16 protein-coding genes are annotated in these 21,135 nt (G+C 70.8%); 9 read left to right on the top strand and 7 right to left on the bottom strand.

The genetic code is table 11. The annotated features are described in order from the left end of the window. Positions 1–33: 33 nt before the first annotated feature. Entirely contained in the window at positions 34–534 is a 501-nt protein-coding gene (locus ACF1FZ_RS04275; RefSeq protein ID WP_391771840.1) for an HD domain-containing protein, read from the bottom strand. A gap of 151 nt (positions 535–685) precedes the next feature. On the opposite strand from ACF1FZ_RS04275, the gene ACF1FZ_RS04280 reads away from it, so the two are divergent. Continuing rightward, positions 686–1,864, top strand: coding sequence for a cation:proton antiporter (locus tag ACF1FZ_RS04280; RefSeq protein WP_391771841.1), 1,179 nt, complete (start codon positions 686–688; stop codon positions 1,862–1,864). A 130-nt stretch (positions 1,865–1,994) separates the two neighbouring features. On the opposite strand, the gene ACF1FZ_RS04285 is transcribed toward ACF1FZ_RS04280, so the two are convergent. The 3 genes from ACF1FZ_RS04285 to ACF1FZ_RS04295 form a co-directional block, all read right to left on the bottom strand. Further along, positions 1,995–3,140, bottom strand: a complete 1,146-nt coding sequence (locus tag ACF1FZ_RS04285) for a PP2C family protein-serine/threonine phosphatase (protein ID WP_391771842.1) — start codon at positions 3,138–3,140, stop codon at positions 1,995–1,997. Between the two features lie 81 nt (positions 3,141–3,221). Next, positions 3,222–4,043 (bottom strand): Fpg/Nei family DNA glycosylase, encoded by an 822-nt coding sequence (locus ACF1FZ_RS04290; protein ID WP_391771843.1) that lies wholly within the window; start codon positions 4,041–4,043, stop codon positions 3,222–3,224. A 74-nt stretch (positions 4,044–4,117) separates the two neighbouring features. Beyond that, positions 4,118–4,606, bottom strand: a complete 489-nt coding sequence (locus ACF1FZ_RS04295) for a ribose-5-phosphate isomerase (RefSeq protein WP_391771844.1) — start codon at positions 4,604–4,606, stop codon at positions 4,118–4,120. Between the two features lie 237 nt (positions 4,607–4,843). On the opposite strand from ACF1FZ_RS04295, the gene ACF1FZ_RS04300 reads away from it, so the two are divergent. After that, positions 4,844–6,289, top strand: coding sequence for an amino acid permease (locus ACF1FZ_RS04300; RefSeq protein ID WP_391771845.1), 1,446 nt, complete (start codon positions 4,844–4,846; stop codon positions 6,287–6,289). Between the two features lie 112 nt (positions 6,290–6,401). On the opposite strand, the gene ACF1FZ_RS04305 is transcribed toward ACF1FZ_RS04300, so the two are convergent. Beyond that, entirely contained in the window at positions 6,402–6,995 is a 594-nt protein-coding gene (locus ACF1FZ_RS04305; RefSeq protein ID WP_391771846.1) for a biotin transporter BioY, read from the bottom strand. 262 nt (positions 6,996–7,257) lie between these two features. Here ACF1FZ_RS04305 and ACF1FZ_RS04310 point away from each other — a divergent pair, with 262 nt between their 5' ends. The 3 genes from ACF1FZ_RS04310 to ACF1FZ_RS04320 all read left to right on the top strand — a co-directional run bounded on the left by ACF1FZ_RS04310 (position 7,258) and on the right by ACF1FZ_RS04320 (position 10,872). Further along, on the top strand, positions 7,258–8,649 hold the full coding sequence (locus tag ACF1FZ_RS04310; RefSeq protein WP_391771847.1) for an amino acid permease: 1,392 nt from the start codon (positions 7,258–7,260) through the stop codon (positions 8,647–8,649). 119 nt (positions 8,650–8,768) lie between these two features. Further along, positions 8,769–10,187: an amino acid permease gene (locus tag ACF1FZ_RS04315; protein WP_391771848.1), complete on the top strand. Its 1,419-nt coding sequence runs from the start codon at positions 8,769–8,771 to the stop codon at positions 10,185–10,187. A 37-nt stretch (positions 10,188–10,224) separates the two neighbouring features. Continuing rightward, positions 10,225–10,872 carry a CatB-related O-acetyltransferase gene (locus tag ACF1FZ_RS04320; RefSeq protein WP_391771849.1) on the top strand — a complete coding sequence of 216 codons (648 nt, stop codon included), beginning with the start codon at positions 10,225–10,227 and terminating at the stop codon, positions 10,870–10,872. Positions 10,873–11,180: 308 nt separating this feature from the next. Here ACF1FZ_RS04320 and ACF1FZ_RS04325 read toward each other — a convergent pair whose 3' ends face one another. Next, positions 11,181–11,633: a GNAT family N-acetyltransferase gene (locus tag ACF1FZ_RS04325; protein WP_391771850.1), complete on the bottom strand. Its 453-nt coding sequence runs from the start codon at positions 11,631–11,633 to the stop codon at positions 11,181–11,183. Positions 11,634–12,271: 638 nt separating this feature from the next. Between ACF1FZ_RS04325 and ACF1FZ_RS04330 the strand changes: the two genes are divergently transcribed. Further along, a complete protein-coding gene (locus tag ACF1FZ_RS04330; RefSeq protein ID WP_391771851.1) occupies positions 12,272–12,913 on the top strand; it encodes a superoxide dismutase in 642 nt (213 codons plus the stop codon). Positions 12,914–13,091: 178 nt separating this feature from the next. Here the strand turns inward: ACF1FZ_RS04330 and ACF1FZ_RS04335 are convergent, their stop codons facing one another. After that, a complete protein-coding gene (locus tag ACF1FZ_RS04335; protein ID WP_391771852.1) occupies positions 13,092–13,739 on the bottom strand; it encodes a DsbA family protein in 648 nt (215 codons plus the stop codon). Between the two features lie 133 nt (positions 13,740–13,872). Between ACF1FZ_RS04335 and pepN the strand changes: the two genes are divergently transcribed. The 3 genes from pepN (at position 13,873) to ACF1FZ_RS04350 (ending at position 21,093) form a co-directional block, all read left to right on the top strand. After that, complete coding sequence (gene pepN / locus ACF1FZ_RS04340) at positions 13,873–16,461, top strand: aminopeptidase N (RefSeq protein WP_391771853.1); 2,589 nt, start codon at positions 13,873–13,875, stop codon at positions 16,459–16,461. Between the two features lie 171 nt (positions 16,462–16,632). Next, positions 16,633–17,640 (top strand): hypothetical protein, encoded by a 1,008-nt coding sequence (locus ACF1FZ_RS04345; protein ID WP_391771854.1) that lies wholly within the window; start codon positions 16,633–16,635, stop codon positions 17,638–17,640. A 144-nt stretch (positions 17,641–17,784) separates the two neighbouring features. Next, the gene (locus ACF1FZ_RS04350) at positions 17,785–21,093 is read left to right on the top strand and encodes a S8 family serine peptidase (RefSeq protein ID WP_391771855.1); all 3,309 of its coding nucleotides are present in this window, start codon (positions 17,785–17,787) and stop codon (positions 21,091–21,093) included. Positions 21,094–21,135: the final 42 nt, after the last annotated feature.

Here is a 21,135-nt window from a genome sequence, read left to right on the forward strand (position 1 = left end):
CCCCCTCCGGCGGGGGCCGGTCCCGGCGGCGCGTCAGCCTGTGGCCGGGTTGGCTTGATCCCGCCGTTCGGGCGGCCTGGCGCCGTCGCCGAGCCCCAACAGGGCGCGCACCTGCGCATACTTCTCGACCAGCCGGGTATGGACCGCCGGCTCCAGGATCGCGAGCCGCTCCGGGTCCGCGTTGTGCGCCAGGTCCGACTCCTTGATCAACAGCGCGCCGGGCGTGGCGAGAATCCGCCCGGTGTACGTGAAGAGGTCCTCGCCGTCCCGCTTGGTGACGGCGAGGACCATTTCCTTCACCCGCCCGGGCAGTGACGCCTCGTCCAGCCACTGCCGGGACAGGACGCCGTCCTCGACCGCGTCGTGCAGCCAGGCGGCGGCCACCTGCTCCTCGCTGCCGCCCCGGACACGTACACCCTCGGCCACCGCGGCCAGGTGCTCCGCATACGGACGCCCCGCCTTGTCGGTCTGTTCGCGATGGGCCTCGCGGGCGAGTGCCTCCACCTGGGGCAGGGTCAGATACGGGGTCGGCATGGACCGACCGTACGCCGGGCGGTGCGGCGCTTCGACGTCTCCACGGGAGCACTCCGAATCGTTCGGTAAACTAATTACTGACGATTTCTTGACGCGCTCTTGACCAACTGAAGGAGACAGGCTCATCGGACACGCAGACACGCTCATCGCCATGGGGGGCGCGTTCCTCGCCGCCGCCGTCCTCGCCCGCGTCGGCGGCCGCATCGGGCTGCCGACCATCCCCCTGTTCATCCTCGCCGGGATCCTGCTCGGCCCCTACACCCCGGGGGCCGTCCTCCTCGACGACCCGCACGACCTGGAGATGCTCTCCGCGCTCGGTCTGGTGCTGCTGCTCTTCTACCTCGGCCTCGAGTTCCACCTCGACGACCTGAAGACGGGCGGGCGCAAGATGGCGCTCGCCGGCGGCACCTATCTCGCCCTGAACGTCGGCGCGGGTCTCGGCTTCGGCTTCGCGCTGGGCTGGGGCACCTCGGAAGCCCTGGTGCTCGCGGGCGTGCTCGGCATCTCGTCGTCGGCCATCGTCACGAAGGTCCTGGTGGACCTCAACCGGATCGGCAATCCGGAGACGCGTCCGATCCTCGGCATCATCGTCGTCGAGGACGTCTTCCTCGCCCTCTACCTGGCCGCGCTGCAGCCGATCCTGTCCGGTGCGGACAGCCTCGGGGCAGCGGTGCTCGACGGGGGCAAGGCATTCGGCTTCCTGCTGCTGCTCGCCCTGGCGGCCCGGTTCGGCACGAAGCTCATAGGCAAGCTGATGAACACCAAGGACGACGAGCTCCTCGTGATCTCCTTCCTCGGTGTCGCCGTCTTCGTGGCCGGGGTCTCGGAGTGGTTCGGCGTCGCCGACGCGATCGGCGCGTTCATGGTCGGTCTGATGCTGGGCAGCACCGCCTCGGGCCCGCGCATCATGAAGCTGGTGCATCCCCTGCGGGACGCGTTCGGCGCGATCTTCTTCTTCGCCTTCGGGCTCTCCATCGACCCCGGCGACCTGCCGAGCGTGGTGTGGCCCGTGCTGGCGGCCGTCACCGTGACCGTGGCGATGAACGTCTTCGCCGGGATGGCCACGGCCAGGATCTACGCCTTCGGACCGAAGGCCACGGCGAACGTCTCCACCACCCTGCTGGCCCGCGGTGAGTTCGCGCTGATCCTCGCCACGATGGCGGCGGGCGCGGGCCTGGACGAGCGGCTCTCCCCGTTCATCGCCGGATATGTGCTCCTGCTCGCGGTCCTGTCCCCTCTGGCGGCCGGCCGCTCGCACTGGCTCGCCCGGATCCTGCCCGGTGGGCGCACGCGGGACCAGGAGTCCGGCAAAGAGGCCGTACCCGTCTGAGGGCGCGGACGACCCGGGTGCGGGGCCGCGCCCGCGCACCCGGGATGACGCGACCGGAAAGACTTCCCGTTCGGGTGATGGATAAGGCTTCGACTTGACGCCTGTACCGTTTTCACCGCTTCCGTACGGTTCAGCCCCGACGGGACAGCAGCAGCAGCGCGCGGTCGTCGTTGACGTCCTTCGCGCAGGCTTCGATCAGGTGCCAGGCCGCGCCTTCGAAACCCGTGGCGACATAGCGGTCGGCCTCGCCGGTCAGCCGGTCGATGCCCTCTGCGATGTCCCGGTCGGAAGCCTCCACCAGTCCGTCCGTGAAGAGCATCAGTACGTCCCCGGGCGCCAGCGAGCCCTTCACGGCGTCGAACTGTGCTCCGTCGTACACGCCGAGCAGCGGACCCTCGGCGGCCTTCTCCTCCCACTGTCCACTGCCGGCGTGCAGCTGCAGTGCGGGGGGATGGCCCGCCGAGAGGAGTTCGTAGTCGCCGGAGTCCAGGTCCAGGACGAGATGGATGGAGGTGGCGAAGCCCTCGTCCCAGTCCTGGCGCAGCAAGTAGCCGTTGGCCGCGGGCAGGAAGCCGTGCGGTGGCAGGGAGCCCAGGAGGCCCCCGAAGGCTCCGGACAGCAGCAGGGCGCGGGATCCCGCGTCCATGCCCTTGCCGGAGACGTCCGTGAGCACGACTTCCAGGGTGCGTCCGCCGTTGGTGCGGGCGGCGACGACGAAGTCGCCGGAGAAGGACTGGCCGCCCGCCGGGCGGAGCGCCATCTCGCGGTGCCAGCCCTCGGGGAGCCGCGGCAGGGCACTCTGGACCCGGATCCGCTCGCGCAGGTCGAAGAGCATCGTGCCGCCGCGCCGCCACGGCACCCCGACCCTGGCCCGGAACTGGGCGAGTACCAGTCCGAAGAAGCCGCAGGCCGCGACGACCAGGACGGTGCCCGGTGTGACCCGGGCGGGACCGTCCGCGTAGGGGCCGAGGGCGATGGACTCCACGATCAGGGCGGCGGCCGCGGTCGCGTAGAGACTCAGCAGGCTGGCCGGCCGCAGCAGCAGGCCGCCCGCGACGATCGGAAGGGCCAGGGCAGTCGGCGAGCACCAGACCGGATTGAGCAGCGTGGTGCCGGTGATCACCGGGATGACGACCAGCAGGCCGGCCAGGGCTATCCAGTCGGATCCGTCACCGCGGAAGTAGTCGACGCCGGACCTGCGCAGCGCGATGCGCGCCCGGTGCGCTGATCTTCGCCACCGGGCGGGGTAGGTGTCTGCTCCTCTGCGACGGGCCATTGCCGGGACTTTATCCACCCGACGGCCTCCGGTGCAGGGGGACCCCGCGACCAGGTGTTCGAAGCGGGGTCGCCGGGGTGCCTAGCCGCCCGGTGCGGGCGGCTGGCAGGCCGGGCACCAGAAGAGGTTGCGGGCCGCCAGACCCGCCTTGCGGACCTCGGCGCCGCAGATGTGGCACGGCTGCCCGGCCCGCCGGTAGACGTACACCTCGCCACCGTGATCGTCGACGCGCGGGGGCCTGCCCATGGCCTCCGGCAGGTGCTCGGGGCGGACGGTGTCGATGCGGTTGTTGCGCACGCCCTCGCGCATCAGGGCGCCGAGGTCGGCCCAGACCGCGTCCCACTCACCTCTGGTGAGGTCCTTGCCCGGGCGGTACGGGTCGATGCCGTGACGGAAGAGGACCTCGGCGCGGTAGACGTTGCCGACGCCCGCGACGGTCTTCTGGTCCATCAGCAGGGCGGCGACCGCGACGCGGCTGCGGGAGATCCGCTGCCAGGCCCGCTCGCCGTCCTCGTCGGCGCGCAGCGGGTCCGGTCCGAGCCGGTCGTGTATCGCGCGCTTCTCGGGGCCGGTGATCAGGGCGCAGGTGGTGGGGCCGCGCAGATCGGCGTGGTGGGCGTCGCCGAGCAGGCGCAGCCGGACCGTGCCGGCGGGCGGCGGCGCCGGGGCCGTGCCGAAGCCGAGCTTGCCGAAGAGACCGAGATGGATGTGGATCCAGGCCGAGCCCTCGAAGCCGAGGAAGAGGTGCTTGCCGTGGGCGTCCGCACCGGTGAGGGTCCGGCCGTCCAGGAGTGCCGCACTGTCGGCGAACTTCCCCTGGGGGCTGCTCACCCGCACCGGGCGCCCCGCGAACCGCTCCTGGTGATCGGCGGCGAGGCGGTGGATCGTATGCCCTTCGGGCACGGCATCTCTCCTGGTGACGCGCTCGTGCCGCCGGGTACGGACCCGGCGGCACGAAGGAAGCGGGTGCGGGACCTTCAGTCCTGCTGCGGGTGGTGGGCCGGGATCGGGGGGAGGTCGCCGGTGGTCTCGTACGCGGAGAGCATCTCGATGCGACGGGTGTGGCGCTCCTCACCCGAGTACGGGGTGGAGAGGAAGATCTCGACGAACTTGGTGGACTCCTCCACCGTGTGCATCCGTCCGCCGATGGCCACCACGTTGGCGTCGTTGTGCTCACGGCCGAGCGCGGCGGTCTGCTCGCTCCAGGCGAGCGCGGCGCGGACGCCCTTGACCTTGTTCGCGGCGATCTGCTCGCCGTTCCCGGAACCGCCGATGACGATCCCGAGGCTGTCCTTGTCCGCGGCCGTCCGCTCGGCGGCACGGAGGCAGAACGGCGGGTAGTCGTCCTGGGCGTCGTAGATGTGGGGACCGCAGTCGACGGCCTCGTGGCCGTGGGCCGTGAGCCACTCGACGAGGTGGTTCTTCAGTTCGAAGCCGGCATGGTCGGAGCCGAGGTACACGCGCATGGTGTGAAGTGTGGCACGGCCCGCGCGGGGTAGCTGTCAGCGGGGTCGGGGCCGCAGGCCTGTCCCGGGGCCGGATCCTGTGCGCAATGCCACTCGGGCAACGATCGAGTCAAGGAACCGGATGTAGGGGTTCCGTTTCCGGGGGCGAGCGGGCTTGAATGCGTGGCCTTGCCTTACGCACCACCCCTGCGAAGGCAACACCGACACGCATGATCAGGAAACGTAAGGATTCGATCCATGACGTCGCACACGACTCTGGCCGAACCGGGCCAACAGCCCGGCGAGCCGGGGAAGCCGGGCTCTCCCGACGGGCTCCAGGCCGGTCTCAAGAACCGCCATCTCTCGATGATCGCCATCGGTGGCGTGATCGGAGCGGGCCTCTTCGTCGGCTCCGGCGCCGGCATCGCCGCCGCGGGACCGGCCATTCTCCTGTCGTACGCACTGGTCGGCCTGATGGTCGTCTTCGTCATGCGGATGCTCGGCGAGATGGCCGTCGCCCGTCCGAGCTCCGGCTCCTTCTCCGCGTACGCCGACCGGGCCCTGGGCCGCTGGGCCGGCTTCTCCATCGGCTGGCTGTACTGGTTCTTCTGGGTCGTGGTGCTCGCCGTCGAGGCCACGGCGGGTGCCAAGATCCTGGAGAGCTGGATCCCCGGCGTACCCCAGTGGGCGTGGGCCCTGATCGTCATGGTCGTGCTCACGGCGACCAACCTGGTCTCCGTCGGCTCGTACGGTGAGTTCGAGTTCTGGTTCGCCGGGATCAAGGTCGTGGCGATCGGCGCGTTCGTCGTCGTCGGCCTGCTCGCCGTCTTCGGCATCCTGCCGGGCTCGGACCACGCGGGGTCGGGTCTCGCCCACCTCACGGACACCGGCGGATTCTTCCCCGAAGGGCCGGGGGCCGTCCTCACGGGTGTGCTGATGGTCGTCTTCTCCTTCATGGGCAGCGAGATCGTGACGCTGGCGGCCGGTGAGTCCGAGGACCCGCAGCGCGCCGTTTCCAAGGCCACCAACAGCGTGATCTGGCGCATCGCCGTCTTCTACCTGGGCTCGATCTTCGTCGTCCTCACCGTCCTGCCGTGGAACGACCCCTCGATCGTCGAGGACGGCTCCTACGTCGCCGCGCTGAACGCCATCGGCATCCCCCACGCCGGCCAGGTCATGGACGTCATCGTGCTGACCGCCGTGTTGTCCTGTCTCAACTCCGGCCTCTACACGGCCTCACGCATGGCCTTCTCGCTGGGGCAGCGCGGGGACGCGCCCAAGGCGTTCGCCCGGGTGAACAAGCGGGGCGTGCCGCAGGCGGCGATCCTGTCGTCCGTCGTGTTCGGCTTCGTCGCCGTGTTCTTCAACTACCAGTGGCCCGACACGGTGTTCGCGTTCCTGCTGAACTCCTCCGGCGCGGTCGCCCTGTTCGTGTGGCTGGTGATCTGCTTCACCCAGCTGCGGATGCGCGGCATCATCCTGCGCGAGTCGCCCGAGAAGCTCGTCGTACGGATGTGGCTCTTCCCGTACCTGACCTGGGCGACGATCGCGATGATCTCCTTCGTCCTCGTCTACATGCTGACCGACGACGCCGGGCGCGAGCAGGTGCTGCTCTCGCTGCTGGTCGCGGCCCTGGTCGTGGGGATCTCGCTGGTGCGTGACGCCCGCAGCCGGAAGGCGAAGGCAGCGGCACCGGTGGAGTGACCGTCGCACCTGCCTGGCGGCGGGTGCCGGGTCCGGCCGGAAAAGAACGAGAGGCTCGCCGGCCCGTGTCGTGACACGGGCCGGCGAGCCTCTGTCTGTGGTGCCTGCGGCGTCAGCCGCGACGCCCGACGAGCTTCCAGGAGGCGGGCAGCGCGCCCATGGCCAGCGCGGCCTTGAGGGCGTCGCCCACCAGGAACGGCACCAGACCGGCCGCGACGGCGGCGCTCATCGGCATACCGGTGGAGAGCGCCAGGTACGGCACACCGACCGCGTAGATGATCAGGGAGCCGACCGCCATGGTGCCCGCGGTGCGCAGGACCGACCGGTCACCGCCGCGGCGGGCGAGAGCGCCGACGACGGTGGCGGCGAGCAGCATGCCCAGGACGTAACCGAACGACGCGCCACCGGGGCCGGAGGTGCCCTCGGAGAACCACGGCACGCCGGCCATGCCGACGAGCGCGTACAGGGCGAGGGAGAGGAAGCCGCGGCGGGCGCCGAGCGCGGTGCCGATGAGCAGTGCCGCGAAGGTCTGGCCCGTGACGGGGACCGGGGAGCCGGGGACGGGCACGGCGATCTGGGCCGCGATGCCGGTGAGGACGGCACCGCCGGCGACCAGCGCCGCGTCCACGGCGTAGCGGTGCCGGGCTGCGGGCAGCAGGTCGGCGAGGACCGCTCCGGAACGGACGGGGGCGGCAGCAGTGCTCATCGGGACTCCGCGGGTGAGGTCGGCAGGCAGGGACGGACTGAGGGTGACGTTAGCCGACGGGATGGCGCCGGAACACCATCAGCCGCCCACAAAGCGGTGGTTGAGGAGTTAGTCGGGTTCGGACAAAGAGCGTTGCGCAATCGCTCCCCGGCGTGACGCTGGTCACGGAGGTGGGGGTGCACCCGGCTCTGCGTTGGGGAAGAGGAACCGTGTCGTGAGACTGTAGGTTCCCCATAAATGATCCGAGAGTGATCCGCAGCTCATGCACGACGCGCCCCCCACGCACTCCCCTGCTCCGCCCGAGCCCCTGGCCCACGGTCTGAAGCAGCGCCATCTGACGATGCTCGGTCTGGGCGGGGTGATCGGGGCCGGGCTGTTCGTCGGGTCAGGCGCCGGGATCGCGGTCGCCGGGCCCGCCGTCGTCGTCTCGTATCTGCTCGCGGGCGCACTCGCGATGCTGGTGATGCGGATGCTCGGTGAGATGTCGGCGGCGATGCCCGCGTCCGGTTCCTTCTCCGTCCACGCGGAGCGCGCGCTGGGCCGCTGGGCGGGCTTCAGCGTGGGCTGGCTCTACTGGTTCATGCTGGTGGTGGTGCTCGCCGTGGAGGCGACGGCGGCCGCACGGATCGCGCACGCGTGGGTGCCCGCGGTGGACCAGTGGCTCTGGGTCCTGCTGTTCATGGTGGTGTTCACCGTGGCGAACCTGACGGCCGTGAAGAACTTCGGCGAGTTCGAGTTCTGGTTCGCCGCGCTCAAGGTGACCGCGATCGTGGCCTTCCTGGCTCTGGGGCTGCTGGCCGTCTTCGGCCTCCTCCCGGACACCGGTCCGGTGGGACTGGCCAACCTCACCGGGCAGGGCGGCTTCCTGCCGAACGGCTGGGACGGTGTGGTCTCCGGTGTGCTGACGGTGGTGTTCGCCTTCGGCGGGCTGGAGGTCGTGACGATCGCGGCGGCCGAGACCGACGATCCGGCACGTGCGGTGGGGCGGGCGGTGCGCAGCGCGGTGGTGCGCATCCTCTTCTTCTACGTCGGTTCGATGCTGGTGATCGTGACCGTGCTCCCGTGGACCGCGCAGCAGGCCGGGCTCAGCCCCTACGTGAAGGTCCTGGATTCGGTCGGGGTGCCGTCGGCCGGGCAGGTCATGAACATCGTGGTGTTCGTGGCGCTGCTCTCGGCGCTCAACGCGAACCTGTACGGATCGTCCCGGATGATCTTCTCTCTGGCCGAACGCGGCGAGGCGCCGCGCGGGCTGCTGAAGGTGTCGGGCCGCAGCGGGGGCGGAGTGCCCCGTCGGGCGGTACTCGCGTCGGTGGCCTTCGGTTTCGTCTCCGTACTGCTCAATCTCGAGTGGCCCGACACCGTCTTCCTCCACATGCTCAACTCGGTCGGGGCGGTCCTGCTGTTCGTCTGGGCCCTGATCGCCGCCTCCCAGCTGCGGCTGCGGCGCCGGCTGGAACGCGAGGCGCCGGACGCCCTGGCGCTGCGGATGTGGTGTTTCCCCTATCTGACCTGGGTGACCCTGGCCGGTCTGCTGGCCGTCCTGCTGCTGATGCTCACCGACGACGCGGCCCGTCCGCAGGCGCTGTGGTCGGCGGGGACCACCGGCCTCGCACTGCTCGTCGCGGGGGCACGGGAGCTCACGGCGAAGCGGTAGGCAGGTGAGCACCTTGTGTGAGCCCGGTGACCGTATAGCGGACAGCTGTTCCTCGTGGACGGGGCGCGTGGCCAGACTGTGGACCGATCCCTGTCCCGACCAGTGAACAGAGTCTGTCCATGTCCCGGACCTCCGCGCCTCCTCCACCGGACGCCGCCGCCCCCGTCGCCGGCTCCGCGCTCACCCACGGGCTCAAGCAGCGCCATCTGTCGATGATCGCCCTGGGCGGGGTGATCGGGGCCGGGCTGTTCGTCGGCTCGGGGGCGGGCATCGCCGCGGCCGGCCCCTCGATCGTCATCGCGTACGGCATCTCCGGGCTGCTGGTCATGTTCGTGATGCGGATGCTCGGCGAGATGTCCGCGGCCAATCCCGCGTCCGGCTCCTTCTCCGTCCACGCGGAACGGGCGATCGGGCCGTGGGCGGGCTTCACCGCCGGGTGGTCGTTCTGGGTGCTGCTCTGCGTCGCGGTCGGCCTGGAGGGGATCGGCGCCGCGCAGATCGTCTCGGGCTGGCTGCCCGGGACGCCGGAGTGGGCCTGGGTCGCCCTGTTCATGGTGATCTTCCTCGGCACGAATCTCGCCGCCGTCAAGAACTTCGGCGAGTTCGAGTTCTGGTTCGCCGCGCTCAAGGTCATCGCGATCACGCTCTTCCTCGTGCTGGGCGTCCTCGCGATCCTGGGCGTGCTGCCCGGCACGGACTCCCCCGGCACCGCGAACCTCACCGGGGACGGCGGCTTCATGCCGAACGGTTCCGAAGGCCTGATCATCGGTCTGCTCGCCTCCGTCTTCGCGTACGGCGGTCTGGAGACCGTCACCATCGCGGCGGCCGAGTCCGAGAACCCGGTGCAGGGCGTCGCCAAGGCGGTGCGTACGGCGATGTGGCGCATCGCGGTCTTCTACATCGGTTCGATGGCGGTCATCGTGACCCTCGTGCCGTGGGACGACCCCGAGGTCGCCGAGGTCGGCCCGTTCTACGCGATGCTCGACCACCTCGGCATCGACGGAGCAGCGGAGATCATGAACGTGGTCATCCTGGTCGCCCTGCTCTCCGCGATGAACGCCAACATCTACGGCTCCTCACGCATGGCCTGCTCCCTCGTCGCCCGCGGCCAGGGCCCGAAGGTGCTCGGCAGGATCTCCCCCTCGGGTGTCCCGCGGAACGCCGTGCTCGCCTCGTCCGTGTTCGGCTTCCTGTGCGTGCTGCTCAGCTACTGGCGCCCCGACGACGTCTTCCCGTGGCTCCTCAACATGATCGGCGCGGTGATCCTGGTCGTCTGGATCTTCATCGCCGTCTCCCAGCTGGTCCTTCGCAGGCGGACGGAGCGCGAGGCCCCGGACCGCCTCGTCGTCCGGATGTGGCTGTTCCCGGTGCTGACGATCGTGGCGCTGGTGGCCATGGCCGGCATCTTCGTCCTGATGCTGCGGCAGCCGGACACACGTGACCAGCTGCTGGCGACCGGGGCGCTGACCGCGGTGCTGATCGTGATCGGCCTGGTGCGGCAGAAGCGGGCGGAGCGCGCCGCGTCGGCCCGGAACTGAGTGCATGAGACACGGCCGGATCTGGGAGGGTTCGCCCATGACTCCCCTCCCCGCAGATCCGACCGTGCTGCACCCGATGCCCGGCCAGCCGCGTGTGGTGCAGCTCCAGCCGCTGGTCACGTCCCCGCTCATCGAGGTCGGCGCGTACTCGTACTACGACGACCCCGATGACGCGACCGCGTTCGAGACCCGCAACGTGCTGTACCACTACGGCCCCGAGAAACTCGTCATCGGCCGCTTCTGCGCGCTGGGCACCGGGGTGCGGTTCATCATGAACGGCGCCAACCACCGCATGGACGGCCCGTCCACGTTCCCGTTCCCCACCATGGGCGGCTCCTGGGCCGACCACTTCGACCTGCTGACCGGACTGCCCGGCCGGGGCGACACCGTGGTCGGCCACGACGTGTGGTTCGGCTACCGGGTGACGGTGATGCCGGGCGTGCGGATCGGGAACGGCGCGATCATCGCGACCGGTTCCGTCGTCACGTCCGACGTGCCGGACTACGGCATCGTCGGCGGCAACCCGGCGAAACTGCTGCGCACCCGCTACGACGACACGGACGTCGCCCGGCTCCTCGCCGTCGCGTGGTGGGACTGGCCGGCCGAGCACATCACGGCGCACATCCGCACCGTCATGTCCGGCAGCATCGACGACCTGGAGGCGGCCGCGCCTCAGCCCGGCTGAGCTCGCGGGAGCACTTCGCCCGCCCCGGTACGGAAAGCACGCGCTTGCGGCCCGGGCTGCCCCGGGCGCTCGCTCCCACGGTCCTGGCGTCGACCGCTTTCCCGGCGGGCCCGCTCCTCCGGGAGCGCCAGCTGACTCCGGCCCCGGGCACCCTGACGGGTCAGCCCCAGGTGTACCGACCCGCGGGGCCGGGGACGCGGCCGGCCCGGCAGGGCTCCGCCGCGACGGTGACCGCGGTGGCGGCCGCGACGACGCCGGCACCGGGGCCGCGGCGCGACCGCATGCGGACGCCACGCCCCGTGCAGCCCTCACCTGAGGTCGAGCTCCAGCAGCGGCAGCTCCCGCCCCGGTACGGAACCCGACGGCGCCACCCCGATCCGCACCGCACCCATCGCCGCGTAGAACGCCTCGGCATGCGGGTCGGCGTCGATGAGCAGCCGTACGAACCCGAGCCGGCGGGCCTGTGCCGCCGTGTGCTCGAACAGTTGCCTGCCCACGCCCCGGCCGATGGCGTCCGGCTCGACGAACATCATCCCGAGGGCTCCCTCGGGCGGTTCCCCGGACAGGGTGGTGAAGCCCAGGAGACGGCCGCCCTCCTCCGCGACGGCCGTGCGCCCGCCCGCCGCATCACCCGGGCTCACCGTCAGTTCGTCCCGGCAGGCGGCCATGAACGCCTCGTCGTACCCCCAGTGGGCCTTGGACCGCAAGGCCAGTCCGGTCAGCTCCGCGGCCTCTTCGGGCCGCCCCGGTCGCAGCTGCACGCCTTCCTCCTCCGTCGTCTGCCGAGTACCGTACGCGTGGCCGTACAGGAGGCAGCGAGGTTCCGTCCGCCCCGGCGTGACCCCGTGCGGCTTCGGTGGTTGCTCCGCGCCCGCCGAGGAGACGCATGCCCTTCCGGCATCCGCGACGCCGCCCGGTCCTCCTGGCCACAGCGGCCGTCCCCGCCGCCGGACGGCGGCCCGAGCTCACTGCCTGCGCCTTCGCGGTGCGGGAGGAGATGACGGCACCGGCAGGGCGGCCTGAGACCGCCTCGTACGCCCGGTGGCCGGCCCGGACACGTCCTCGCCGGTGCCCCCGCTCCTCCTGCTGGACGACGTCCACGCGGCGGGGCCGGAGGCGGGGGCGTGCGACCTTCCGCGCCGAGAGCCAGTACCTCCCGGCCGCACACCGGAAGGCACCGCGCCGAACGGTTTCGGTGACGCGTTCACCGCATGCGCCTTCCCCCTCCGGCCGGGGTGAGGACGCCGTGGTGACGGACCTCCCCGCCCTCGCGGTGCTCGCACGTGACGCCTGTGGTCCTAGGACGAACGGCTGATCACTTCCGGACCCTCCTCCTGCTAGCCTGCAATTGCGAAGGACTTGCAACAACCACCATGTAGCAGTTGGAGGGTTCGACCCCATGGCCACGTACACGCTCCCGGAACTCCCCTACGACTACGCGGCGCTCGAACCGGTCATCAACCCGCAGATCATCGAGCTCCATCACGACAAGCACCACGCCGCGTACGTCAAGGGTGCGAACGACACCCTGGAGCAGCTGGAAGAGGCCCGCGACAAGGAGGCCTGGGGCTCGGTCAACGGCCTCCAGAAGAACCTCGCGTTCCATCTCTCCGGCCACATCCTGCACTCGATCTACTGGCACAACATGAGCGGTGACGGCGGCGGCGAGCCCCGCGCGGCGGACGGCGTGGGCGACCTGGCCGACGCGATCACGGAGTCCTTCGGTTCCTACGCCGGCTTCAAGTCGCAGCTGACGAAGGCCGCGGCGACCACGCAGGGCTCCGGCTGGGGCGTCCTCGCCTACGAGCCGGTCAGCGGCCGGCTGATCGTCGAGCAGGTCTACGACCACCAGGGCAACGTCGGGCAGGGTTCGGTCCCGATCCTGGTGTTCGACGCCTGGGAGCACGCCTTCTACCTGCAGTACAAGAACCAGAAGGTGGACTTCATCGAGGCCATGTGGCGCGTCGTCAACTGGCAGGACGTGGCGAAGCGCTATGCCGCCGCCAAGGAGCGCGCGGACGTCCTGCTGCTCGCTCCCTGACGGGGGACGAGACCCGAGCGTCCTGCCTCGTGATCGTCTTCTCAGCCTTCACCGGGCAGGCGGATGAACGGAGAACCCCCGCGAGGACGTGACTCGCGGGGGTTCTCCCATGACACGGGGGACCGGTGTGGTCCCGTGCGGCCAGGGTGGCCGGTGCGGGCCCCGGCCACCGGCCGGTTCAGTCGAAGACGGGGCCCTGCGTACGGGTCCGCTTGATCTCGTAGAAACCGGGGATCGAGGCCACCATCAGTGTGCCGTCCCACAGCTTCGCGGCCTCCTCGCCCTTGGGGGCGGGAGTGACGACCGGGCCGAAGAAGGCGATCTGCTCCCCGTCGGCGCCCGGCACGGCGATGACCGGGGTGCCGACGTCCTGGCCGACCTTGTCGATGCCCTCCTGGTGGGAGGCGCGCAGCTCCTTGTCGTACGCGTCGGAGTCCGCGTACTCCAGGAGCTCGGCGGGCAGGCCCACGTCGGCCAGCGCGCCCGCGATCGCCTCGCGGGTCGGGCCCTCGCCGTTGTTGTGGATGCGGGTGCCGAGGGCCGTGTACAGCGGGCCGACGACCTCGTCGCCGTGCTTCTGCTGGGCGGCGACGACGACGCGGACCGGGGCCCACGCCTGGGTGCGCATCATGTCCTGGTACTCCTCGGGCAGCTCGTCGAGCCGGGGCTCGTTGAGCACCGCCAGGCTCATCACGTGCCAGCGCACCTCCACGTCACGGACCTTCTCCACCTCCAGCATCCAGCGGGAGGTCATCCAGGCCCAGGGACAGAGCGGGTCGAACCAGAAATCGGCCGGGACCTTGCCGGACGTGCTGTTCTCGGGCATGTCTCTCCTCGTGAGGTAGGTCTGCACCTGGGAGTCCGAACGCCACCGGCCCCTTCCGCCATTCCCGTGCGCCGCCTCCGATGGCCGCATGCGAGGATCAAAGGTCTGAGAACGAGACACAAAGGAGTGCTCCGTGCCCGGTGAGAACCTGTCCCGCGACGAGGCCCGCGAGAGGGCCGAGCTGCTGACCGTCGACGGTTACGAGGTCGCCCTCGACCTCCGCTCCGCCGTCGGTGGGCCCGACGGGGGCGACGAGGCCGGTCCGCGCACCTTCCGCTCGCAGACCACGATCCGCTTCCGCGCCGCCCGGGCCGGCGCCTCGACCTTCGCCGATCTGGTGGCCCCGTCCGTGGAGGCGGTGACGCTGAACGGCAAGGACCTGGACCCCGCGGCCGTCTTCGACGGCACCAGGATCGCGCTGGAGGACCTCGCCGACGGCGAGAACGTCCTGGTGGTCGACGCGCAGTGCGCGTACAGCCGGACCGGCGAGGGCATGCACCGCTTCGTCGACCCGGAGGACGGCGAGGTCTACCTCTACACGCAGTACGAGCCGGCCGACGCGCGACGCGTCTTCGCCAACTTCGAGCAGCCCGACCTCAAGGCGCCCTACCGCTTCGAGGTGACGGCGCCCGAGGGCTGGCAGGTCTGGAGCAACGGCGCACAGGAGTCACGGGAGGGCGAGGTCCACCGGTTCGCGCGGACCCTGCCGATCCCGACGTACATCACGGCGGTCGTCGCGGGCCCGTACCACTACGTGAGCGACCGCTACACCCGTACCTTCGACGACGGCTCGAAGCTGGAGGTCCCGCTCGGCGCGATGTGCCGCAAGGGGCTCGCGCCCCACTTCGACGCGGACGACGTCTTCCGGATCACCAAGCAGGGCCTGGACTTCTTCCACGACCACTTCGACTACCCGTACCCCTTCGGGAAGTACGACCAGGCGTTCGTCCCGGAATACAACCTCGGCGCCATGGAGAACCCGGGCCTCGTCACCTTCCGCGAGGAGTACATCTACCGCGGCAAGGTCACCTCGGCCTCCTACGAGCGGCGCGCCAACGTCATCCTGCACGAGATGGCGCACATGTGGTTCGGCGACCTGGTCACCATGCAGTGGTGGGACGACCTGTGGCTGAAGGAGTCCTTCGCCGACTTCATGGGGACGTTCTCGATGGTGGAGGCGACCCGCTTCACGGACGGCTGGATCACCTTCGCCAACAACCGCAAGGCATGGGCCTACCGCGCCGACCAGCTCCCGTCCACACACCCGGTCACGGCCGACATCCGTGACCTGGAGGACGCCAAGCTGAACTTCGACGGCATCACGTACGCCAAGGGCGCCTCGGTGCTCAAGCAGCTCGTGGCGTACGTGGGGCGGGAGGCGTTCCTGGAGGGCGCACGCCGTTACTTCAAGCGGCACGCCTTCGGCAACACGCAGCTGGGCGACCTGCTGTCGGTGCTGGGCGAGACGTCCGGGCGCGACATGACGGCCTGGTCGCGCGCGTGGCTGCAGACGGCGGGGGTCAACGTCCTCACGCCGGTCGTGACGTACGACGGCGGGGGCCGGGTCGCGGAACTCGCCGTGACCCAGGAGGCCGCGGCCTCCCGTCCGGAACTCAGGCCGCACCGGGTCGCGGTGGGTCTCTACCGGCTCTCGCCGGAGGGCGAGCTGGTGCGGTACGCCCGCGCCGAAACCGACGTCGCCGGGGAGCGCACCGTGGTCGCGGAGCTGGCCGGGTCCGAGAGGCCCGACCTGGTCCTGGTCAACGACGACGACCTGACGTACTGCAAGGTCCGCTTCGACGAGGTGTCCCTGGCCACCCTGCGCGAGCACCTCGGTGACATCACCGATCCGCTCGCCCGGGCACTGTGCTGGTCGGCCCTGTGGAACCTGACGCGGGACGCGGCTCTGCCGGCCCGGGAGTTCGTGTCGCTGGTGCTGGCGCACGCCGGCCGGGAGTCCGACATCGGCGTGCTGCAGATGCTGCACGCCTGGGCGCGGTCCGCGCTGGTGCACTACGCCGCACCGGCCTGGCGCGAGGAAGGCGGCCGGGCACTGGCCGAGGGCGCACTGGCGGAGCTGCGGCGCGCGGAGCCGGGCAGCGAGCACCAGTTGACGTGGGCCCGGTTCTTCGCCGCCGTCGCGGCGTCGGACGCGGACTTCCGGCTGCTGGGTGAGCTGCTCGACGGCTCGGCCGTGATCGACGGCCTGGACGTCGACCAGGAGCTGCGGTGGGCGTTCCTGTGCCCGCTGGCCGCGCACGGCAAGGCCGACGAGGCGGCGCTGGGCGCCGAACTCGCCCGGGACGACACGGCGTCCGGCAAGCGCCACCACGTGCGGTGCCTGGCCTCACGCCCCTCGGCGGCGGTCAAGGCACAGGCGTGGGCCGCGGTCGTGGAGTCGGACAAGCTGTCCAACGCCCTCGCCGGGGCGACGATCGCCGGCTTCGGACAGCCCTCGCAGCGGGAGTTGCTGGCTCCGTACACGGCCGCGTACTTCGAGGCGATCGAGCGGGTGTGGGCCGAGCGGTCCATCCAGATCGGCATGGACGTGGTCAAGGGCCTGTTCCCCGGACTGCAGGACGACCCCGCGACCCTCACCGCGACGGACGCGTGGCTGACCTCGCACCCGGACGCGGCGCCGGCGCTGCGGCGGCTGGTCCTGGAGGCGCGGGACGATCTGGCACGGGCGCTGCGGGGTCAGGAGCGGGACGCGGCGGCGTGAGGCCCCGGCGCACGCCCCGCACGTGCGTGCGGGGCGTGCGCCGTACAATTCCCGCCGCGACCACCCTTTTCGGCTTTCGAACGTCCTTGCTTCAGTACGGCGTTGTCCTGGAATGTCGACGGACGTGTAACAGGGGTTACCGCGCCACGGGCCTGCGGGAACCTCCCCGGCATGAACCAGAACACCCCCGTGTCCCCGCGCCCCGTCCACGAAGTGAGTCACCGCGTTCAGTCCGCCGCGCAGCTGCGCGCCCACGGCGTGACCGCCGCGCAGGCCGCCGCGCAGTGCCTGCCCGGCGGCCCGTGGCAGCAGTTGCTCCCCGGCGTCTACCTCCTGCACCCGGGGCCGCCCTCGGACGACGACCGGGTGCGCGGCGCCCTGCTGTACGCCGGAAGGCCCCCGGCGGGCGGGCGCCGGGCCGTGCCCGTCCGGCCCGGGACCGGTTACGGCGAGGCCATGGTCACGGGCCTGGCGGCCCTGGCGCTGTACGGCTTCACGTCCGCGCCCCCGGCGATCGCGCTCCACCGGATCGACGTGCTCGTGCCGCGCACCAGGCGGCTGCGCTCCACCCGGTTCGTCCAGGTGACCCGGGCCGCCGCCCTCCCCCGGCCGCATCGCGGGCTCGGGGTGCCGCTGGCTCCGGTGGAACGGGCTCTGGCCGACGCGGTGGCCTGCCTCACCGACGCCTCGACGGTGGGCCGGATCCTGAGGGAGTCGGTGCGTGCCGGGCACTGCGAACCCGCGTCCGTCGTACGGGAGCTGAACGCCGCCAAGCTGCTGGACCGCTCCCATGTGGTGGACGCCGTCGACGCGTTGCTCATCGAGGGCCGGGCCGTGGCGGAGGGGAAGCTGTACGAGACGGTGCGCGCCCACGGTCTGCCCCAGCCGCTGTGGAACGTGGAGCTGTCGCTGCCGGGCGGCGGCTCCCTGGGAGGCGTGGACGCGTACTGGCCGGAGCAGGCGGTCGCGCTCGAACTGGGCACCCGCTCACCCCGGGAGGAACACGTGGTCTTCGCCGCCGAGCGGGAGCACCTGGAGCGGCTCGGGGTCACGGTGGTGCGGGTGACGCCGAAGCAGCTGCGCGGGCCGGCGGCACAGCTGCCGGTGGTGCTGCGTACGGCGCTGACGGCGGCGGCGGACCGCTGGCCGGCTGTGCACGTGGTGGTTCTGCCCCGGTGAGTGGCGTGATGGCACCGTTGGCGGATCTACGCCATGTCCCTTTCTCGTTCCCTCCGGCTCTCCACAAACCCCTGTCTTTTACGAAAGGCTGAGCGGTCATCGGGTACCGAATTCCGGACTCTCTCTTTCTTTCACCACACAGGGATGCTGATGACCAAGGAATCCCCCAGCTCCATACCCGGGGCGAGACGCGCGGCGCGCATCGCGGCCGCAGCCGGTCTGGCGGCCGCTCTGGCCGCCTCCGGCGCAGCTCCGGCCTTCGCCGCCGGCGACCCGGCGACCTCCCCGGTGAAGCCCGCCGCGGCGGGCGCGAAGGGCGACAAGCTGGGCGAGGCCGACGCCGATGTACTGGCGAAGGCCGAGGCCAAGGGCGAGAAGAACATCACGATGATGGTCGCCACCACCCCCGGTGCGACCGAGCAGGTCGCCGCGCAGCTGGACGCCGTGAAGGGGTCGGTGCCGGGGCGGACGTACGACAAGCTCGGCTATGTCCGGGCGACCGTGCCGACCGCGACCGCCGGTGCCACCATCAAGGCGGCGCAGAAGCTGTCGTCCGTCCTCGGCATCGATCTCGAGCAGGAGATCGAGCTCGACGACCCGACGCCCTCGGGCGACCGGGCCGCCGGGGCGAAGCAGCCGAAGGCGACCGGAAGTTACCCGGCGCCGGGTAAGAACACCCCGGCGAAGAACCCGTACAACCCGTCCTTCGAGACGGGTGCGGTCGACTTCGTCGAGCAGCACCCGGAGGCCGACGGCCGCGGGATCACCATCGGTGTCCTGGACTCCGGTGTCGACCTCGGCCACCCCGCGCTCCGGAAGACCACCACCGGCGAGCGCAAGATCGTCGACTGGGTGACGGCCACCGACCCCGTCAGCGACGGCGACGGAACCTGGCTGCGGATGGACCAGACCGTGACCGGCCCGACGTTCACGAACGGCGGCACGACGTACTCGGCGCCGGAGGGCACGTACGGCTTCCGCGTCTTCAAGGAGTCCGCCACGCGCGGCGGCGACATGGCCGGCGACCTCAACCGTGACGGTGACACCACCGACCAGTGGGGCGTGCTCTACGACCCGGTCACCGGTACCGCGCGGGTCGATCTGAACGGCAACGCGGACTTCGGCGACGACACCGCCATGAAGCCGTACAAGGACAAGCACCAGGTCTCCTACTTCGGGACGGACGATCCGCGGACCCAGGTCGTCGAACGCATCCCGTTCGTCGTCGAGACCCGCGAGGACGTCGTCTTCGACGCGGCCGGCAACACGGCCGACTACGTCAACATCGGGGTCATCCAGAGCGAGCACGGCACGCACGTCGCGGGCATCACCGCGGCCAACGGCCTGTTCGGCGGCAAGATGAACGGCGCGGCGCCCGGCGCCAAGGTCGTCTCCTCGCGTGCCTGCACCTGGTCCGGCGGCTGCACCAACATCGCGCTGACCGAGGGCATGATCGACCTCGTCGTCAACCGCGGCGTCGACATCGTCAACATGTCGATCGGCGGCCTGCCGCCCCTCAACGACGGCAACAACGCCCGCGCCGAGCTCTACAAGCGGCTCATCGACATCTACGGCGTCCAGCTGGTCATCTCGGCCGGCAACGAGGGCCCGGGCGTCAACACCATCGGTGACCCCGGCCTCGCCGACCACGTCATCTCGGTCGGCGCGTCCATCTCCAAGGAGACCTGGGCCGCCAACTACGGCTCGAACGTCACCAAGAAGTACGACATGCTGCCCTTCTCCTCGCGCGGTCCGCGTGAGGACGGCGGCTTCGCGCCGATCCTGACGGCTCCGGGCGCGTCCATCAACACCACGCAGACCTGGATCCCCGGCGGTCCGGTCAAGGAGGCGGGGTACTCGCTCCCCGCCGGCTACTCCATGCTGCAGGGCACCTCGATGTCCTCGCCGCAGGCCGCCGGCGCGGCCGCGCTGCTGCTGTCCGCCGCGAAGCAGAAGAACATCGAGCTGCCCCCGGCCGACCTGCGGACCGCGCTCACCAGTACGGCCACCCACATCAAGGACGTGCCCGCGCACGCCCAGGGTGCCGGTCTGATGGACATCGTCGGCGCGTGGAAGCAGATCGAGAAGAAGGGCGCGGCGGCGCACGAGTACACGGTGAAGGCCCCGGTCGACACCGCGATCGACTTCGCGCTGAAGACTCCGGGCTTCGGCACCGGGCTGTACGACCGTGAAGGCGGCCTGAAGGCCGGCCAGAAGAAGTCGTACGACGTCACCGTCACCCGCACCACGGGTCCGGACAGGGCCGTCAAGCACAAGCTGTCCTGGAAGAACAACGACGGCACCTTCGAGCTCACCGGTCCGGGCACCGTCTCGCTGCCGCTCGGGAAGCCGGTGACCGTCAAGGTCCGGGCGAAGCCCCGTACGGCGGGCGTCCACAGCGCGATCCTGGTCGTGGACGACAAGAAGACCGTCGGCGTGGACCACCAGGTCCTGTCCACGGTGGTCGTCGCCAAGGACCTGGTGAAGCCGGGTTACGCGTTCTCGACGACCGGCTCGGTGAAGCGCAACGGCACCACGTCGTACTTCGTGAACGTGCCGGAGGGCGCCGAGACCCTCGAGGTCGCGATGAGCGCCCTGAGGTCGGGCAGCCAGACGCGGTTCATCTCCCTGCACCCGTACGGCGTGGCCGTGGAGGACAGCTCCACGATCTACTGCTACCCGAACTACGAGAACCCGGCCAACACGTGCCGCCCGGACACGCGCTCCTACAAGGACCCGCAGCCCGGCGTCTGGGAGATCGAGGTCGAGTCCCGCCGTACGTCGCCGCTGCTGGACAACCCGTACAAGCTGGACGTCTCGCTGCTCGGCGCCACCTTCGACCCGGCGGTGCAGACCATCTCCGAGGCGAAGATCGGCACCCCGGCCGCGGTCGACTGGACGGTCACCAACAACGCCGGTGACCTGGAGGGCTCGCTGAAGGGCGGCACGCTGGGTTCGGCCGGCGTCGAGCGACCGTCGATCTCCACGGGGGGCTCGTACGTCAAGACGGTCACCATCGGTGAGGGCGTCGAGAAGCTGGACGTCGCCATCGGCAACACGTCGGACGCCAACGCCGACATCGACCTGTACGTCTACCGGGGCGACACCGAGGTCGGCGCCTCGACGACGGCGGGCTCGGAGGAGTCGGTCAGCCTGGTGGACCCGGCGGCCGGCACCTACACCGTCCTCATCGACGGCTACTCGGTCCCGGCCGGGACCACCGAGTACGACTACCGCGATGTGTACTACGCGCCGTCGCTCGGCGAGATCAAGGTCGACGAGTCCAAGGCCGTGAACCTGGCCAACGGCGCGTCCGCCGAGGTCGGGGCCGAGGTGCTGGTCGCCGGAGCCGCCCCCGAGGGCCGGCAGTTCTTCGGCGAGGTCCAGCTGGTGAACGCCCGCGGCACCGCGGCGGGCACCGGCAGCGTCGTGATCGAGAAGGTCGCGCCGTAACGACCGTGACCGTGTGATTCCGACGACACACGCGGACTGTGG

Source organism: Streptomyces sp. NPDC014623, from assembly GCF_043088245.1.
Taxonomy (GTDB): Bacteria; Actinomycetota; Actinomycetes; order Streptomycetales; family Streptomycetaceae; genus Streptomyces.

Excerpts from the sequence above, each read along its gene's own strand:
- ACF1FZ_RS04280 (WP_391771841.1), top strand. The coding sequence starts at position 686 with ATGGGGGGCGCGTTCCTCGCCGCCGCCGTCCTCGCCCGCGTCGGCGGC.
- ACF1FZ_RS04330 (WP_391771851.1), top strand. The coding sequence starts at position 12,272 with ATGGCCACGTACACGCTCCCGGAACTCCCCTACGACTACGCGGCGCTC.
- ACF1FZ_RS04295 (WP_391771844.1), bottom strand. The coding sequence starts at position 4,606 with ATGCGCGTGTACCTCGGCTCCGACCATGCCGGCTTCGAACTGAAGAAC.
- ACF1FZ_RS04305 (WP_391771846.1), bottom strand. The coding sequence starts at position 6,995 with ATGAGCACTGCTGCCGCCCCCGTCCGTTCCGGAGCGGTCCTCGCCGAC.
- ACF1FZ_RS04350 (WP_391771855.1), top strand. The coding sequence starts at position 17,785 with ATGCTGATGACCAAGGAATCCCCCAGCTCCATACCCGGGGCGAGACGC.
- ACF1FZ_RS04320 (WP_391771849.1), top strand. The coding sequence starts at position 10,225 with ATGACTCCCCTCCCCGCAGATCCGACCGTGCTGCACCCGATGCCCGGC.
- ACF1FZ_RS04310 (WP_391771847.1), top strand. The coding sequence starts at position 7,258 with ATGCACGACGCGCCCCCCACGCACTCCCCTGCTCCGCCCGAGCCCCTG.
- ACF1FZ_RS04300 (WP_391771845.1), top strand. The coding sequence starts at position 4,844 with ATGACGTCGCACACGACTCTGGCCGAACCGGGCCAACAGCCCGGCGAG.
- ACF1FZ_RS04275 (WP_391771840.1), bottom strand. The coding sequence starts at position 534 with ATGCCGACCCCGTATCTGACCCTGCCCCAGGTGGAGGCACTCGCCCGC.
- ACF1FZ_RS04315 (WP_391771848.1), top strand. The coding sequence starts at position 8,769 with ATGTCCCGGACCTCCGCGCCTCCTCCACCGGACGCCGCCGCCCCCGTC.
- ACF1FZ_RS04345 (WP_391771854.1), top strand. The coding sequence starts at position 16,633 with ATGAACCAGAACACCCCCGTGTCCCCGCGCCCCGTCCACGAAGTGAGT.
- ACF1FZ_RS04285 (WP_391771842.1), bottom strand. The coding sequence starts at position 3,140 with ATGGCCCGTCGCAGAGGAGCAGACACCTACCCCGCCCGGTGGCGAAGA.
- ACF1FZ_RS04335 (WP_391771852.1), bottom strand. The coding sequence starts at position 13,739 with ATGCCCGAGAACAGCACGTCCGGCAAGGTCCCGGCCGATTTCTGGTTC.